Annotated in this window: 16 protein-coding genes; 9 read left to right on the forward strand and 7 right to left on the reverse strand. The window is 50.0% G+C overall.

Annotated features, from left to right (window positions below; translation table 11 throughout):
• Positions 1-5: 5 nt before the first annotated feature.
• Together AB4H76_RS10250 and pphA are read left to right on the forward strand one after the other, a co-directional pair.
• A complete protein-coding gene (locus tag AB4H76_RS10250) occupies positions 6-347 on the forward strand; it encodes a YebY family protein (RefSeq protein ID WP_000976472.1) in 342 nt (113 codons plus the stop codon).
• A gap of 395 nt (positions 348-742) precedes the next feature.
• The gene (gene pphA, locus AB4H76_RS10255) at positions 743-1399 is read left to right on the forward strand and encodes a protein-serine/threonine phosphatase (RefSeq protein WP_000812732.1); all 657 of its coding nucleotides are present in this window, start codon (positions 743-745) and stop codon (positions 1397-1399) included.
• Here pphA and AB4H76_RS10260 read toward each other — a convergent pair whose 3' ends face one another.
• From AB4H76_RS10260 to yebS, 5 genes are all read right to left on the reverse strand, one after another.
• Positions 1400-1591: a YebW family protein gene (locus AB4H76_RS10260; protein ID WP_001338167.1), complete on the reverse strand. Its 192-nt coding sequence runs from the start codon at positions 1589-1591 to the stop codon at positions 1400-1402.
• Between the two features lie 104 nt (positions 1592-1695).
• The gene (locus AB4H76_RS10265) at positions 1696-1932 is read right to left on the reverse strand and encodes a YebV family protein (RefSeq protein WP_001338166.1); all 237 of its coding nucleotides are present in this window, start codon (positions 1930-1932) and stop codon (positions 1696-1698) included.
• A gap of 117 nt (positions 1933-2049) precedes the next feature.
• Complete coding sequence (gene rsmF / locus AB4H76_RS10270) at positions 2050-3489, reverse strand: 16S rRNA (cytosine(1407)-C(5))-methyltransferase RsmF (RefSeq protein WP_001351758.1); 1440 nt, start codon at positions 3487-3489, stop codon at positions 2050-2052.
• A gap of 79 nt (positions 3490-3568) precedes the next feature.
• Entirely contained in the window at positions 3569-6202 is a 2634-nt protein-coding gene (gene yebT / locus AB4H76_RS10275) for a lipid-binding membrane homeostasis protein YebT (protein ID WP_001297532.1), read from the reverse strand.
• The gene (gene yebS, locus AB4H76_RS10280; RefSeq protein ID WP_001207283.1) at positions 6171-7454 is read right to left on the reverse strand and encodes a membrane integrity lipid transport subunit YebS; all 1284 of its coding nucleotides are present in this window, start codon (positions 7452-7454) and stop codon (positions 6171-6173) included. Before yebS ends, yebT begins: the two co-directional genes overlap by 32 nt.
• 129 nt (positions 7455-7583) lie before the next feature.
• On the opposite strand from yebS, the gene msrC reads away from it, so the two are divergent.
• The 4 genes from msrC to htpX all read left to right on the forward strand — a co-directional run bounded on the left by msrC (position 7584) and on the right by htpX (position 12017).
• The gene (msrC, locus tag AB4H76_RS10285; protein WP_001043882.1) at positions 7584-8081 is read left to right on the forward strand and encodes an L-methionine (R)-S-oxide reductase; all 498 of its coding nucleotides are present in this window, start codon (positions 7584-7586) and stop codon (positions 8079-8081) included.
• A 96-nt stretch (positions 8082-8177) separates the two neighbouring features.
• Positions 8178-8876, forward strand: coding sequence for an RNA chaperone ProQ (gene proQ, locus AB4H76_RS10290; protein WP_000431370.1), 699 nt, complete (start codon positions 8178-8180; stop codon positions 8874-8876).
• Between the two features lie 19 nt (positions 8877-8895).
• On the forward strand, positions 8896-10944 hold the full coding sequence (gene prc / locus AB4H76_RS10295; RefSeq protein WP_020218849.1) for a carboxy terminal-processing peptidase: 2049 nt from the start codon (positions 8896-8898) through the stop codon (positions 10942-10944).
• Positions 10945-11135: 191 nt separating this feature from the next.
• Positions 11136-12017: a protease HtpX gene (gene htpX, locus AB4H76_RS10300; protein ID WP_000984517.1), complete on the forward strand. Its 882-nt coding sequence runs from the start codon at positions 11136-11138 to the stop codon at positions 12015-12017.
• 45 nt (positions 12018-12062) lie between these two features.
• On the opposite strand, the gene AB4H76_RS10305 is transcribed toward htpX, so the two are convergent.
• The gene (locus AB4H76_RS10305) at positions 12063-13436 is read right to left on the reverse strand and encodes an MFS transporter (RefSeq protein ID WP_001351757.1); all 1374 of its coding nucleotides are present in this window, start codon (positions 13434-13436) and stop codon (positions 12063-12065) included.
• A 176-nt stretch (positions 13437-13612) separates the two neighbouring features.
• Here AB4H76_RS10305 and kdgR point away from each other — a divergent pair, with 176 nt between their 5' ends.
• Positions 13613-14404, forward strand: coding sequence for a DNA-binding transcriptional regulator KdgR (kdgR, locus tag AB4H76_RS10310; protein WP_001262182.1), 792 nt, complete (start codon positions 13613-13615; stop codon positions 14402-14404).
• Between the two features lie 142 nt (positions 14405-14546).
• Here kdgR and AB4H76_RS10315 read toward each other — a convergent pair whose 3' ends face one another.
• Positions 14547-14786 carry a YobH family protein gene (locus AB4H76_RS10315; RefSeq protein WP_001211011.1) on the reverse strand — a complete coding sequence of 80 codons (240 nt, stop codon included), beginning with the start codon at positions 14784-14786 and terminating at the stop codon, positions 14547-14549.
• Between the two features lie 158 nt (positions 14787-14944).
• On the opposite strand from AB4H76_RS10315, the gene mgrB reads away from it, so the two are divergent.
• The gene (mgrB, locus tag AB4H76_RS10320; RefSeq protein ID WP_000714550.1) at positions 14945-15088 is read left to right on the forward strand and encodes a PhoP/PhoQ regulator MgrB; all 144 of its coding nucleotides are present in this window, start codon (positions 14945-14947) and stop codon (positions 15086-15088) included.
• A 74-nt stretch (positions 15089-15162) separates the two neighbouring features.
• Entirely contained in the window at positions 15163-15450 is a 288-nt protein-coding gene (locus tag AB4H76_RS10325; protein ID WP_001006866.1) for a YebO family protein, read from the forward strand.
• Positions 15451-15548: the final 98 nt, after the last annotated feature.

A 15548-nucleotide genomic window follows, 5' to 3' on the forward strand; every position in this document is an offset into this window, starting at 1 on the left:
CGAAAATGATGAAAAAAAGTATTCTGGCGTTTCTGTTACTCACCAGTTCTGCAGCGGCGCTGGCGGCACCGCAGGTGATTACCGTCAGCCGTTTTGAAGTGGGTAAAGACAAATGGGCGTTTAATCGCGAAGAGGTGATGCTGACTTGCCGACCGGGTAATGCTTTGTATGTCATCAACCCAAGTACCCTCGTGCAGTATCCTTTAAACGATATCGCACAAAAGGAAGTTGCCAGTGGGAAGACTAAAGCCCAACCCATTTCGGTGATTCAGATTGATGATCCTAACAATCCCGGCGAAAAAATGAGTCTGGCACCGTTTATAGAACGAGCTGAAAAACTCTGTTAATTACCTAAAATAGCCTTTTGATTTCCAATAAAAAAACCGCCTCAGTTCTTTCACCAGAACGGGCGGTTTTTAACATTTAAGCTGATGACCACCGCGCTTTTTATTGACCATTTTGCACGCAAACTGGAAAACCTGGCGTCGTCATCTATTCTTAAAGGGCAAGGCAACTAAGCCTGCATTAATGCCAACTTTTAGCGCACGGCTCTCTCCCAAGAGCCATTTCCCTGGACCGAATACAGGAATCGTGTTCGGTCTCTTTTTATCTGTTAAAAGCCAGAAGCATTTCCTTCGCTGACTTTATAGTCAACCATAACACACACTCTACTGTCTGAGTCCAGCGTTTTTTAACATTCTTGTTAAGATTATGTGATCTTTAGCGCGGGAGGAAAATATTGATGAAACAGCCTGCGCCCGTTTATCAGAGAATTGCGGGTCATCAATGGCGACATATCTGGCTTTCTGGCGATATACACGGTTGTCTTGAGCAGTTGCGCCGCAAATTATGGCATTGTCGTTTTGATCCGTGGCGAGATTTACTTATCTCAGTGGGAGACGTTATCGATCGTGGGCCGCAAAGTTTACGTTGTCTGCAGTTACTGGAACAACATTGGGTTCGTGCGGTAAGAGGCAATCATGAACAGATGGCGATGGATGCGCTGGCATCCCAGCAGATGTCTTTGTGGTTGATGAATGGCGGCGACTGGTTTATTGCGCTGGCAGATAATCAACAGAAACAAGCGAAAACGGCGCTGGAAAAATGTCAGCATTTGCCCTTTATTCTTGAAGTACACAGCCGCACCGGCAAACATGTTATTGCTCATGCCGATTATCCAGATGATGTTTATGAATGGCAAAAGGACGTTGATTTGCATCAGGTCTTGTGGAGCCGCTCACGATTAGGTGAACGCCCAAAAGGGCAGGGAATTACAGGTGCTGATCATTTCTGGTTTGGTCATACACCGTTGCGACATCGCGTGGATATTGGCAACCTGCATTATATTGATACCGGTGCTGCCTTTGGGGGCGAACTGACTCTTGTGCAATTGCAATAATTAAAAATCACCGTACTCCTGCGCAGGTCGCCAGAAACCATCTATAAAATCCTCAATCGGAAAACAACCGCCCTGGCGGATCCGTTGATCGCTCATAGAATGAAGACACTGCTGTTCCGTGTTGTAGACATCCACAACAATATCTTCACAACCGCCATCCAGGTAGCAAACAAAAAGTACCAGCGCGAACATTTCATCCCCGAAGTGTGGTGCCGTACCGTTAAGTTTAGGAGAGATTTTACAACGGGGGAATAACCAGGACAAATAACCCGCCATGCCGACGGGTTCTATTTGGATCAGGCAAGACGCATAATCCAGGCATCAGATTGTTGATCGTAACGGGTACGGTAAAGGATAGAGTGTTCGCCATTTAGCAGGGCAGGGATACTGGTTTCAGCATCCCAGGCATCCAGTTGCATACATAAATCGGGGTCAGATTTACAAGGAATGGTTAACGTTCGATCACCCGGCGATTCACCGTGTAATTCGCCGTCGTCGATTTCAAAAGCGCCTATGCGCACACTGGTTTTCATCTTCGTGCTCTCCATTTAGCTGCCGATTGTGGTACGACCAGTCCGATCGCACCATTTTTCAGCCTAGTTGAGGCCGCCGAATGTGCCAGTCAAAAAGTGCGCTTTTTTTGTGCGCTGTCATGCGTTACTGGTAAAAAGTTTCCCGTCCCGCACCAGTTCACGCGGGTAGCTGTTTTTCAGTCGCGAACCAATCCGTTTGGCTAAACCAATCGGCTGATGCTGGAAAGTAACCAACACGTCATCCGCCACTGGCGCGGCTTGCGGGTAAACATCGCGCCCGCGATACCACTCCTCCGCTTCCTGCGGTGTCAGTTCAAAAGCGTTCACATTGTCGGGGGTGGCAAGGGCAATAACTGCTTCATGCTGCCAGCGATAACCTTTGTTGTGCGTTTCGGCAAGTTTAATCCCCAAGCGAGAAAATCGGACTTTACCGATCAGGGCTTCAATGCCCACCGGGAACAACCACAGTTCTTTGTCACGCTGCCAGAGGCGCAGATTTTCATCCCAGTTTAAACCAACACTTGCAGCCGCCTGACGAATTTGTCCGGCTTCGCGATCTTTCACCGGGCTGAACGGGAAATTGCCCACTTTGTATTTTGGGGTGGGTAAGGCGGGAATGGCCTGAGTTTTACGCAGACGAGCAACGAAGAAGCCTTCGCAGTCGTAAATTTGTGGGAAAACATGCAAAAAGCCTTCCTCGGTCAGCGCTTTGTTTGCACCAGGGAAGAGATCGCCAAGTGGTAAAAACTCTACTGCGTCAGGGTAAGTCTCTTTCAGCCACAGGCAAACGACTTCGTTTTCTTCCCTGTTTAAGGTACAGGTCGAGTAAACCAGCGTACCACCAGGACGTAATGCATGAAAGGCGCTGTCGATAAGCTCCCGTTGGGTAGCTGCGATTTCCTGATTGCTTTCTGGTGACCAGTTTTTTAGCGCATCGGGATCTTTACGCACCACGCCTTCGCCGGAGCAGGGAGCGTCCAGCAAAATGGCATCGAACATTTCTGGCACTGCCGCACCAAACACGCGGCCATCAAAATGTGTGAGCGCAACATTACTGATGCCACAGCGGCTGATATTGGCATGTAACACTTTTACCCGACTGGCGGAAAACTCATTGGCAAGGATTACCCCTTCGTTATTCATCCGTGCGGCAATTTGCGTCGTTTTGGAGCCTGGCGCAGCAGCGACATCCATCACCCGCTGTGGTGCATTACCGTCAGCAAACAAGGCGGCGACGGGCAACATTGAACTGGCTTCCTGAATATAAAACAGGCCGCTTAAATGCTCGGCGGTACTACCCAATGGCAATGCATCTTCATTGTCGCGTTCAATCCAGAAACCTTCTTCACACCACGGAATTGGCGTAAGCGTCCAGCCATAAGGAGCGGTTAATTGCAGGAAATCAGCAACGGAGATTTTCAGCGTATTAACGCGAATACTGCGGCGCAACGGGCGCTGACAGGCGGCAAGAAAATCATCAAAAGAGAGCGTCGAAGGCATCGCTTCGCGCATTTGCGTCAGAAAGGCGTCCGGGAAATAAACGGTGTGTTGGGCCACGAGCATATACCACTGGCAAAAAAACAGGCGCGCAGTTTAGCATAAACGCTCCGGCGCAGGCACGCCGGAGCAGTGGGCATTATTTGGGAAGCGCAGTACCCCATTCACGCCACTCTTTCGGTTCACTTTCCTGCAACAGGAAGTGCTTGCCTTCCTGGGCTTTCGGTGCCAGTGGCGTCCCCGGAGGCGTGGCGAAGGCGATGCCGCCACGGATAAACTGGTTAAAGGTGCCGGTTTTCACTACGCCGCCCGTCAGACCAAAGTCCAGACTGTAACCCGATGCCAACCAGAAGACGGAATTGTTACGCACCAGGTGTTGATAGCGTTTACTGATGCGCATCGCAATCATCACGCGATCTGACAATGTCCCCAGCGTCATTCCTGTAACCGTACCGACTTCCAGACCACGGAACAGCACAGGCGTACCGATGCCTAACGAACCGGCTTCCGGCGCTTCAACAATAATGCTTAAGCCATCCAGGTAACGCGAATCAGTAATGGTGGCCTCTTGTAATTCAAAGTCGCGGCGAGGATTGCCCCGGCCTGGTTCGACGTTGATATACGGCTGGAGGATAGTATCAAGATGCTCAACGCCAGCTGCCGAAATTTGCGGTGTGACCACTGAGAAGCGCGTACCACCGCGAGCAAAGGTCTGGACATATTCCGGGTAAAGTACCGCCTTTGCCTGTACTTCATTGCGTGCGGTAATCAGATCCAGCGTCTGGATTTGCCCGATATCAATACCGAGATAGCGAATTGGCATCCCGACCGCCAGTTTTCCGGCATCGAAAGCGTGAAGCGTAATCTGCCCGCCAACCGCACGGGCCGCTGTTTCGGAAGCATACAGAATACGCTTATCGCCTTTACGCTGACTGGCGCTGGCACCGCTGAGGTTGTCGAAGCTAATGGCTCCCTTTAATGCTCTGGAGAGCGGGGATGCCTGTACGGTCAGACCACTACCATTCAGCTGAACTTTCGCCCCGCCTTCTGCCCAGAACACGCTATTGCTGGTCAGAAGGTTGCGATACTCCGGCTTAATATGCAGATCGATATCAAACGCGTTAGCTCGCGGACGCACGGTAATCACTTCACCAACTTCAAATTTACGGTACAGCACTACCGATCCTGCCTGCACATCCGGCAGCGTCTCTGCACTCAAACTCACGGTTGTGGTGGGTAAATCGCTAAGGCTGTTCTCCAGCGCTTTTTCCAAATTGGCATACAGTGGATAGCTGGCTTTCATCTCGCCTTTATCGCCCGGCAGAATACGTATCCCGCCATTGATCCATTCTGAGGCGCTGGCACCGAGAAACTCAACGCCATCCAGCCCCACCTTCACATCGACACGGCTGTTGACGACAAATTTGCTATCGCCTTTTACCAGTTCGCGATGCTGAGGCTCGATGGCGACGGTAAAGGTGACGCCTTTGCTGGTGAGTTTACGATCGATAACCTGGCCTACCTGCACGCCGTGAAGAATGAGCGGCTGACCCGCATCAATACCGTAACTTTCCGGCGCGGTCAGGGTCAGCGTCAGAACATCAGGTTCATGCAGCAGTGCTTTTTCGCCTGGCACAACAACGAACTCTTTGCGTGGCTCGCCATCGCCGGGTACCAACTCGAAGGTTTTGCCAGTCAGCAGGGCGCTGAGATTGGCATCGCTAAGGGATAATTTCGGATTACGTAATTCGATGCGGGTATTTTCACGAAGCAGGGTAACGACGCTGGGATCAACGGTCATTTCCCCAGTGACTTTACCACCAGGATTTAAATCCAGTTTAGTTAGCTGTCCGACTTCCAGTCCCTGATACATTAATGGCGTCGAGTCGGCGGTTAATCCTGCCCCACTCGGCAGTTCCAGTTTTATTATTACGCCGCGCTGGCTGTGGGCCAGATCTTCATACAGACCAAAGGTATCTTCCGCCTCGGCAGGTTTCGACTCTTCAGGTGAATCGAAGGCAATCGCACCGTTAACCAGTGCCGCCAGACTTTCCAGTTTCACCTTCGCGCCACTGATACTGACGTTGGCATCAACGCCGGAAACGTTCCAGAAACGGCTACCTTTTTTCACCAGGTCGGTAAAACGCCGCTCGATCAGGACATCAATCACCACGCCTTGCTTGTTGGGATTGATGGCATAGTCGTAGACTTTTCCCACAGGGATCTTGCGGAAATAGACCAATGAACCGCTGTTCAGCGAACCGAGATCGGGGGCTTGCAGGTGGATCATCAGATCGCCATTGTCCAGTCGATATTTCGGTTGGGTATCGAGTGCGACAAAGTGATCCTGCTCTTTACCTTTACCTGGCATCATGCCGATATAGTTACCACCGACGAGGGCGTCCAGCCCGGAGACACCTGCCAACGATGCTTTTGGCGTCACCAGCCAGAACTGAGTCTCTTCGCGCAGCGCATCTTTCATATCGGACTTGATGCTGACCTTGACTTCAATCTTACGAAGATCGTCGCTGAGGCTGATATCCTGCACTGTTCCGACTTCAACGCCCTGATAACGAACAGGCGTACGGCCCGGGACAATACCATCCGCCGACATAAAGTCGATGGTGACGGTATTACCCCGGTCCTGATAACTGTCCCAAATCAGCCAACCGGCAATCATTAGCGCGATGAACGGCAGCAGCCAGAAAGGTGAGATACGGCGTTTATTTTTAATCTGCGCTTCAGTCGTCGAAGCGGGCGTTTCCTGACTCATGTGCATCCCAAAGTAAGCGGCTGTCCAGCCATTCCACAGCAAGAATAGTCAAAATTACCGCTGCGCCGAAATAAAACGCAGCCGGTCCCATAGTAAAAGCGAGGATCTGATCGCGATTAATCAGCGACATGGTTAAAGATATGACAAACAGGTCGAGCATCGACCAGCGACCAATCCAGGTCACCATCCGCAGTAACAGAATGCGTGTGCGTAAACCTTGCTGGCATTTAAAATGAATGCTCAACAGTAAAGTGAACATGACGATCACTTTAGTAAACGGTACCAGAATACTGGCGATAAACACGATTCCCGCAACTGCAATGTTGCTACTTGCCAGCGACATAATTCCGGAAAGAATTGTATCTTCCTGCCGTCCTCCGTTCAGATAAATGATAGAAATAGGCAACAGGTTGGCAGGTAACAACAAAACGATTGACGCTAACAGCGCCGCCCAGCATTTTTGCAAACTATGACGGCGACGCAGGCGTAGCGGGATATGGCAACGCGGGCAGCGACCACGCTGATCAGGATAGCCGGTAAAATGGCACCCAAGACAGACACGAAGTTTCTCGTCCCTACGCGTAGCGGGGCGCTGCGGATAAAATCGCTCCCACAGCTCCTCGACATTAAGATGTGACAACGTCACCGTCGTTAAAATCACCAACGCCACAAAAGAGAACAAGCCGACACCCGCCTGGATATGGGCATAATCCTGTACCTTTATAGAAGCAACGCCAATGCCGACCAGGTAGATATCCAGCATTACCCACTCTTTAAGTCGCTCAAGCATCAGCAGTACCGGACGTAAATTCATTCCCAGTCGGTTACCAAACCATAAATATGCTATGGAGGACACCAGAATGAGGGGGGCACCAATAACGCAGAAAAAGACCATCGCCCCCGTTATCGTATCGCCCTGTTTGGTCATTTGCCAGATGCCTTGCATGACGTTGGCGTCGATACGAATACCTAACAGCCAGATATGCAACAGCGGTTCGCCCCAGGCAAACGGCATCAGCAACAGCATGGTGAAAGCCATTGCCGCCAGGCGCGTTAGCGACCAGTCGCGCCCGTCGCGAATTTTTGCCTGACAGCGCGGACAATAGGCACTCTGATGAGAATTTATCTCGGGCAGGCTAAACAGCATGTCACATTGCGGGCAACGTTGGTAATCACCACGCGGCAGTTCCTCGCCGATTGCCCTCACTGTTATCTTTTTTGTCGGCGTAATTTGTGGTGTGTTAAGAGCCATGACGTGCCAAATGTAATAAGAATTAACATTAATCTTAACCCATGATGGGAATGATCTTGAGCATTAACGCATTTAATGCTTATTTTAATAGGCTGGCAGTTCCAGGTAAGACAAACAAGTGATTATATAATGAACAAAACAGAATTTTACGCGGATTTAAATCGCGACTTTAACGCGCTGATGGCGGGAGAAACCAGTTTTCTGGCAACGCTTGCGAACACCAGTGCGTTGTTATACGAGCGTCTCACTGACGTAAACTGGGCAGGTTTTTATTTGCTTGAGGACGATACACTGGTACTCGGACCATTTCAGGGCAAAATTGCCTGTGTCCGGATACCCGTCGGGCGCGGGGTGTGCGGCACTGCGGTTGCCCGCAATCAAGTGCAGCGTATCGAGGATGTTCACGCGTTTGACGGGCATATTGCCTGTGATGCGGCGAGTAATTCTGAAATTGTTCTGCCGCTGGTGGTGAAAAATCAGATTATTGGTGTTCTTGACATCGATAGTACCGTCTTCGGTCGCTTTACAGACGAGGACGAGCAAGGCTTACGTCAGCTTGTGGCACAGCTTGAAAAAGTGCTTGCAACGACGGATTACAAAAAATTCTTTGCGAGCGTCGCAGGATAATCAACGGATAACGTAGCATTTACTGGTAGCGTCATTATAATGACGCCTGTTCATGCCTGCGCTTGTTGGCTACGTCCGTTGTAATCAGGAAATTTCATGGAAAATCAACCTAAGTTGAATAGCAGTAAAGAAGTAATCGCGTTTCTGGCCGAACGTTTTCCCCACTGTTTCAGTGCGGAAGGTGAAGCGCGTCCGCTGAAAATCGGTATTTTTCAGGATTTGGTCGATCGTGTTGCCGGGGAAATGAACCTGAGCAAAACGCAATTACGATCCGCTTTACGTCTCTACACTTCGAGCTGGCGTTATCTTTACGGTGTTAAACCCGGCGCAACGCGTGTCGATCTTGACGGCAACCCATGCGGTGAGCTGGACGAGCAACATGTAGAGCATGCTCGCAAGCAGCTTGAAGAAGCGAAAGCGCGTGTTCAGGCACAGCGTGCTGAACAGCAAGCGAAAAAACGCGAAGCTGCCGCAGCTGCTGGTGAGAAAGAAGACGCACCGCGCCGCGAACGCAAGCCACGTCCGACCACGCCACGCCGCAAAGAAGGCGCTGAACGTAAACCTCGTGCGCAAAAGCCGGTAGAGAAAGCGCCAAAAACAGTAAAAGCACCTCGCGAAGAACAGCACACCCCGGTTTCTGACATTTCAGCTCTGACTGTCGGACAAGCCCTGAAGGTGAAAGCGGGTCAAAACGCGATGGATGCCACCGTATTAGAAATCACCAAAGACGGCGTCCGCGTCCAGCTGAATTCGGGTATGTCTTTGATTGTGCGCGCAGAACACCTGGTGTTCTGAAACGGAGGCCGGGCCAGGCATGAACATGTTTTTTAGGCTTACCGCGTTAGCTGGCCTGCTTGCAATAGCAGGCCAGACCTTCGCTGTAGAAGATATCACGCGTGCTGATCAAATTCCGGTATTAAAGGAAGAGACGCAGCATGCGACGGTAAGTGAGCGCGTAACGTCGCGCTTCACCCGTTCTCATTATCGCCAGTTCGACCTCGATCAGGCATTTTCGGCCAAAATCTTTGACCGCTACCTGAATCTGCTCGATTACAGCCACAACGTGCTGCTGGCAAGCGATGTTGAACAGTTCGCGAAAAAGAAAACCGAGTTAGGCGATGAACTGCGTTCAGGCAAACTCGACGTTTTCTACGATCTCTACAATCTGGCGCAAAAGCGCCGTTTTGAGCGTTACCAGTACGCTTTGTCGGTACTGGAAAAGCCGATGGATTTCACCGGCAACGACACTTATAACCTTGACCGCAGCAAAGCGCCCTGGCCGAAAAACGAGGCTGAGTTGAACGCGCTGTGGGACAGTAAAGTCAAATTCGACGAGTTAAGCCTGAAGCTGGCAGGAAAAACGGATAAAGAAATTCGTGAAACCCTGACACGCCGCTACAAATTTGCCATTCGTCGTCTGGCGCAAACCAACAGCGAAGATGTTTTCTCGCTGGCAATGACGGCGTTTGCGCGTGAAATCGACCCGCATACCAACTATCTTTCCCCGCGTAATACCGAACAGTTCAACACTGAAATGAGTTTGTCGCTGGAAGGTATTGGCGCAGTGCTGCAAATGGATGATGACTACACCGTTATCAATTCGATGGTGGCAGGTGGTCCGGCAGCGAAGAGTAAAGCTATCAGCGTTGGTGACAAAATTGTCGGTGTTGGTCAAACAGGCAAGCCGATGGTTGACGTGATTGGCTGGCGTCTTGATGATGTGGTTGCCTTAATTAAAGGGCCGAAGGGCAGTAAAGTTCGTCTGGAAATTTTACCTGCTGGTAAAGGGACCAAGACCCGCACTGTAACATTGACCCGTGAACGTATTCGTCTCGAAGACCGCGCGGTTAAAATGTCGGTGAAGACCGTCGGTAAAGAGAAAGTCGGCGTGCTGGATATTCCGGGCTTCTATGTGGGTTTGACAGACGATGTCAAAGTTCAACTGCAGAAACTGGAAAAACAGAATGTCAGCAGTGTGATCATCGACCTGCGTAGCAATGGCGGTGGGGCGTTGACCGAAGCGGTATCGCTCTCAGGTCTGTTTATTCCTGCGGGTCCCATTGTTCAGGTCCGCGATAACAACGGCAAGGTTCGTGAAGACAGCGATACCGACGGGCAGGTGTTCTATAAAGGCCCGCTGGTGGTACTGGTTGACCGTTTCAGTGCTTCGGCTTCAGAAATCTTTGCCGCGGCAATGCAGGATTACGGTCGTGCGCTGGTTGTGGGTGAACCGACGTTTGGTAAAGGCACCGTTCAGCAATACCGTTCATTGAACCGTATTTACGATCAGATGTTACGTCCTGAATGGCCAGCGCTGGGTTCTGTGCAGTACACGATCCAGAAATTCTATCGCGTTAACGGCGGCAGTACGCAACGTAAAGGCGTAACGCCAGACATCATCATGCCGACGGGTAATGAAGAAACGGAAACGGGTGAGAAATTCGAAGATAACGCGCTGCCGTGGGATAGCATTGATGCCGCGACTTATGTGAAATCAGGCGATTTAACGGCCTTTGGGCCGGAGCTGCTGAAGGAACATAATGCGCGTATCGCGAAAGATCCTGAGTTCCAGAACATCATGAAGGATATCGCGCGCTTCAACGCTATGAAGGACAAGCGCAATATCGTTTCTCTGAACTACGCTGTGCGTGAGCAAGAGAATAATGAAGATGATGCGACGCGTCTGGCGCGTTTGAACGAACGCTTTAAACGCGAAGGTAAACCGGAGTTGAAGAAGCTGGATGATCTACCGAAAGATTACCAGGAGCCGGATCCTTATCTGGATGAGACGGTGAATATCGCACTCGATCTGGCGAAGCTTGAAAAAGCCAGACCCGCGGAACAACCCGCTCCCGTCAAGTAATATCAATCAGGCACAAGAAATTGTGCCTGATTTTTTAACAGCGGCAAGATGCCGTAAATCAGATGCTACAAAATGTAAAGTTGTGTCTTTCTGGTGACTTACGCACTATCCAGACTTGAAAATAGTCGCGTAACCCATACGATGTGGGTATCGCATATTGCGTTTTGTTAAACTGAGGTAAAAAGAAAATTATGATGCGAATCGCGCTCTTCCTGCTAACGAACCTGGCCGTAATGGTCGTTTTCGGGCTGGTACTGAGCCTGACAGGGATACAGTCGAGCAGCGTTCAGGGGCTGATGATCATGGCCTTGCTGTTCGGTTTTGGTGGTTCCTTCGTTTCGCTTCTGATGTCCAAATGGATGGCATTACGATCTGTTGGCGGGGAAGTGATCGAGCAACCGCGTAACGAAAGGGAACGTTGGCTGGTCAATACTGTAGCAACCCAGGCTCGTCAGGCGGGGATCGCTATGCCGCAAGTGGCTATCTACCATGCGCCGGACATCAACGCTTTTGCAACCGGTGCGCGCCGTGATGCCTCTCTGGTTGCTGTCAGCACCGGTTTGCTGCAGAACATGAGCCCGGATGAAGCCGAGGCGGTAATTGCTCACGAAATCAGCCACATCGCCAATGGTGATATGGTTACCATGACGCTGATTCAGGGCGTGGTGAACACCTTCGTTATCTTTATTTCCCGTATTCTGGCGCAGCTTGCCGCGGGTTTTATGGGCGGAAATCGTGATGAAGGTGAAGAGAGCAACGGCAACCCGCTGATCTACTTTGCGGTTGCAACGGTTCTGGAACTGGTGTTTGGTATTCTGGCGAGCATTATCACCATGTGGTTCTCGCGTCATCGTGAATTCCATGCTGATGCCGGTTCGGCAAAACTGGTTGGTCGCGAGAAAATGATTGCCGCGCTGCAGCGCCTGAAAACCAGCTATGAACCGCAAGAAGCAACCAGCATGATGGCTTTCTGCATTAACGGTAAGTCGAAATCGCTCAGTGAGTTGTTCATGACTCACCCGCCGCTGGATAAACGAATTGAAGCTCTGCGTACGGGTGAATACCTGAAGTAATATGAAGTAAATACTAAAAAGCGCGTCCTGATCGACGCGCTTTTTTTATGCCCTGGATCGTGGCTGAGTGATACGTAAACCACTCACACAGGCAGCAATCACTGCCAGAATAGCCGCAGCCATCAGCGAAACGTGCGTACCATTATCACCGAACTGATTTAGCATCAGCGCCACCAGTGCCGCGCCGCTACTCTGACCCAGTAGACGAGCCGTTCCTAACATGCCACTGGCTCCACCGCTACGTTCGCGAGGAGCGGAGGTAATAATGGTGTGGTTATTGGGTGACTGGAACAAGCCAAATCCAGCGCCACATAAGATCATCGGCCAGATAATATTGATATCCGCAGGTGACGCGGGCAGCAGAACCAGGGAAAAAAGCCCCGCAGCCATGATGAACAACCCTAGAGCACCCAGCAATCCTGCATGTACGCGTTCAATCAAATAGCCTGCCAACGGAGCCATCACCATCGTTGCTAACGGCCACGGTGTCAGAAGTAAACCTGTTTCGACTTCACTACGCCCGAGCACGGTTTGCAGGTAAAAGGGCAGGGAAACCATTGCCAGCATTTGTGCGCAGAAAGAGCAAACAGATGTGCAAATAGAAAGTGAAAACAGCGGGATACGCAGTAAATCCACCGGTAGCAGCGGTACGGGAAGAGAAAGCTGGCGGCGAATAAAGAAAATACCAACAACAACCATTACCACCAGTTCCGCAGCAATTAACGTCAGCGATTGCCCCTGAGCGAAACCACTCAACGCAGTGATAAGCAGGCCGAAGGTTAACGCGTTCATCACGGCGCTGGGCAGGTCGAAACGGGGTTTACTGGCGCGAGAACCATTGGGTGACAGAAAACGCATCGCCAGAAGCAGGGCGATAATACCTAACGGTACGTTGATTAAAAATAACCATTTCCAGGATGCGATGGAGAGGATTGCTGCAGCAATTGTCGGCCCGGCAGCAGAAGAGACGGCAACAATAAACGAGTTTATGCCCATCCCTCTCCCCAGAAAACGTTGTGGATAGATCAGGCGGATAAGTGCGGTATTAACGCTCATCAACGCTGCACCTCCGAAACCTTGTATGACACGCGCAAGGGTGAGCATTTGCAGCGAATCAGAAAGGGCGCAGAACAGTGAAGACAACAGAAAAACGACCAGACCGCATTTATAAATACGTCGATAGCCAAACATATCGCCCAGAAACGAAAACGAGAGCAGGGAGATGACAATGGCGATTTGATAGGCGTTCACTACCCAGATGGAACTGGCTGGCGTGGCATGAAGGTCCGTGGCGATTGTTGGCAGGGCGACGTTGGCGATTGCGCCGTCAAGGACAGCCATCGAAATACCAATCACAATGGTTAATACCGCACCGTATCGCTGGGGCAATGGCAGGCCGTCGGCCTGAACTTTTGGCATAGGAATTTTATATCTTTGGTGAATAATCAACAGGGGTATGATTCTAGCACTGATATTCACGGTGGATGTCGCAGAATTGTAACTAACCGGCAAAAGATGGATTGCGACCACCCTGGTGCGAAATTATAATAAAAAACAGTTCTGATTTTTATAAAACACTCGCAATGAGGTGATAAATGGCTAACGCAGATCTGGATAAACAGCCTGATTCTGTATCTTCCGTGCTAAAAGTTTTTGGCATTTTGCAGGCGCTGGGTGAAGAGCGCGAAATAGGGATAACCGAGCTGTCGCAGCGCGTCATGATGTCAAAAAGCACCGTTTATCGCTTTTTACAGACCATGAAAACCTTAGGTTATGTGGCGCAGGAAGGGGAGTCGGAGAAATATTCCCTGACCCTGAAATTGTTTGAACTGGGCGCTCGCGCGTTACAAAACGTCGATTTAATTCGTAGCGCAGATATCCAGATGCGTGAGATCTCCCGCCTGACCAAAGAAACTATCCACCTCGGCGCACTGGACGAAGACAGTATTGTTTACATTCACAAAATTGACTCTATGTACAATTTGCGCATGTATTCACGGATTGGGCGTCGTAATCCGCTGTACAGCACCGCGATTGGTAAGGTACTGCTGGCATGGCGCGATCGCGATGAAGTTAAGCAAATTCTTGAGGGCGTGGAGTATAAACGCAGTACCGAGCGGACCATCACCAGTACAGAAGCGTTATTACCCGTTCTGGACCAGGTGCGCGAGCAGGGGTATGGCGAAGATAACGAAGAGCAGGAAGAAGGGCTGCGATGCATTGCGGTACCGGTATTTGATCGCTTTGGCGTGGTCATTGCCGGTTTGAGCATCTCCTTCCCGACGTTGCGTTTCTCTGAAGAGCGTTTACAGGAATATGTCGCAATGTTGCATACCGCAGCGCGCAAAATTTCTGCCCAAATGGGTTATCACGACTATCCGTTCTGATGAGAGTAAGAACCTGTCGGAATATCAAACAGACAGGTTCTTTATTTAGCATGAGAAAAATAAAGTTGAAGGTGCGTTATATTAAACGCGCTTGCTATAAGAATATTTTACTCATGAGTGAGAATCTGGTTATTTATTACCCTTAACCATTATCGACCACGATATTGCTTTTACGTAACAGTGGGCAATCTGTTATCCCCAAGAAACCACTTTTAGTGTGCAAGTATTGTACCGTGCTGGTGCCTCTGGCAGTCAGATAGGTACATTGCAAACCTAATCCTGCGGCATTCTCTTTGCTTCCAATCAAAACGCCATATCCGCTGAGTAATAATCCTATCCATACCAGTGCTATCAGCATAACTGTGCGAATGATGAATCGCATTACAACCTCTTCTCTTTTTATGTTCGCTTAATCGTAGCGGCAATATGCGCTGAAGCAAGCTACTCATTCCGAAAAAGCACGAATATCGACATAGTTAGGCGCTGTTTAACTAACGCATGCTAGTTTAATGACATAAGGTAGGTGAAGCGGAGATTGGAGTGAAAAAGTTTCGATGGGTCGTTCTGGTTGTCGTGGTGTTGGCTTGCTTGCTGCTTTGGGCGCAGGTATTCAACATGATGTGCGATCAGGATGTACAATTTTTCAGCGGAATTTGTGCCATTAACCAGTTTATCCCGTGGTGATATCATTTTTTCAGCACTAGATTTTCTTCCTCTCCAGCAGTGGTAGAATAGCGCCTCTACTCAGAGGTGGTGAAATGAACGAAGTTGTAAATTCAGGCGTGATGAACATTGCGTCTTTGGTTGTATCGGTGGTGGTTCTTCTTATCGGGCTCATCTTGTGGTTTTTTATCAATCGTGCCAGTTCTCGGACTAACGAACAGATTGAACTGCTTGAGGCGTTGCTGGATCAGCAAAAACGTCAAAATGCACTGTTACGTCGTTTGTGCGAAGCAAACGAACCTGAGAAAGCAGATAAAAAGACCGTTGAGAGTCAAAAATCGGTTGAAGACGAAGATATTATTCGTCTGGTCGCCGAACGATAATCCTTCCTCAATCTTGAGTAACCCCGTCGTTGAAGGGTTACTCAATTCATCCTGATTATACGCACTGCCATGGTGCAACTGCTTCAAATTAAAACTCT

It is taken from the genome of Escherichia sp. UTM R2, from assembly GCF_048593455.1.
In the GTDB taxonomy this organism is placed as follows: domain Bacteria; phylum Pseudomonadota; class Gammaproteobacteria; order Enterobacterales; family Enterobacteriaceae; genus Escherichia; species Escherichia coli.

Excerpts from the sequence above, each read along its gene's own strand:
- AB4H76_RS10250 (WP_000976472.1), top strand. The coding sequence starts at position 6 with ATGATGAAAAAAAGTATTCTGGCGTTTCTGTTACTCACCAGTTCTGCA.
- pphA (WP_000812732.1), top strand. The coding sequence starts at position 743 with ATGAAACAGCCTGCGCCCGTTTATCAGAGAATTGCGGGTCATCAATGG.
- AB4H76_RS10260 (WP_001338167.1), bottom strand. The coding sequence starts at position 1,591 with ATGTTCGCGCTGGTACTTTTTGTTTGCTACCTGGATGGCGGTTGTGAA.
- AB4H76_RS10265 (WP_001338166.1), bottom strand. The coding sequence starts at position 1,932 with ATGAAAACCAGTGTGCGCATAGGCGCTTTTGAAATCGACGACGGCGAA.
- yebT (WP_001297532.1), bottom strand. The coding sequence starts at position 6,202 with ATGAGTCAGGAAACGCCCGCTTCGACGACTGAAGCGCAGATTAAAAAT.
- yebS (WP_001207283.1), bottom strand. The coding sequence starts at position 7,454 with ATGGCTCTTAACACACCACAAATTACGCCGACAAAAAAGATAACAGTG.
- msrC (WP_001043882.1), top strand. The coding sequence starts at position 7,584 with ATGAACAAAACAGAATTTTACGCGGATTTAAATCGCGACTTTAACGCG.
- proQ (WP_000431370.1), top strand. The coding sequence starts at position 8,178 with ATGGAAAATCAACCTAAGTTGAATAGCAGTAAAGAAGTAATCGCGTTT.
- prc (WP_020218849.1), top strand. The coding sequence starts at position 8,896 with ATGAACATGTTTTTTAGGCTTACCGCGTTAGCTGGCCTGCTTGCAATA.
- htpX (WP_000984517.1), top strand. The coding sequence starts at position 11,136 with ATGATGCGAATCGCGCTCTTCCTGCTAACGAACCTGGCCGTAATGGTC.
- AB4H76_RS10305 (WP_001351757.1), bottom strand. The coding sequence starts at position 13,436 with ATGCCAAAAGTTCAGGCCGACGGCCTGCCATTGCCCCAGCGATACGGT.
- kdgR (WP_001262182.1), top strand. The coding sequence starts at position 13,613 with ATGGCTAACGCAGATCTGGATAAACAGCCTGATTCTGTATCTTCCGTG.
- AB4H76_RS10315 (WP_001211011.1), bottom strand. The coding sequence starts at position 14,786 with ATGCGATTCATCATTCGCACAGTTATGCTGATAGCACTGGTATGGATA.
- AB4H76_RS10325 (WP_001006866.1), top strand. The coding sequence starts at position 15,163 with ATGAACGAAGTTGTAAATTCAGGCGTGATGAACATTGCGTCTTTGGTT.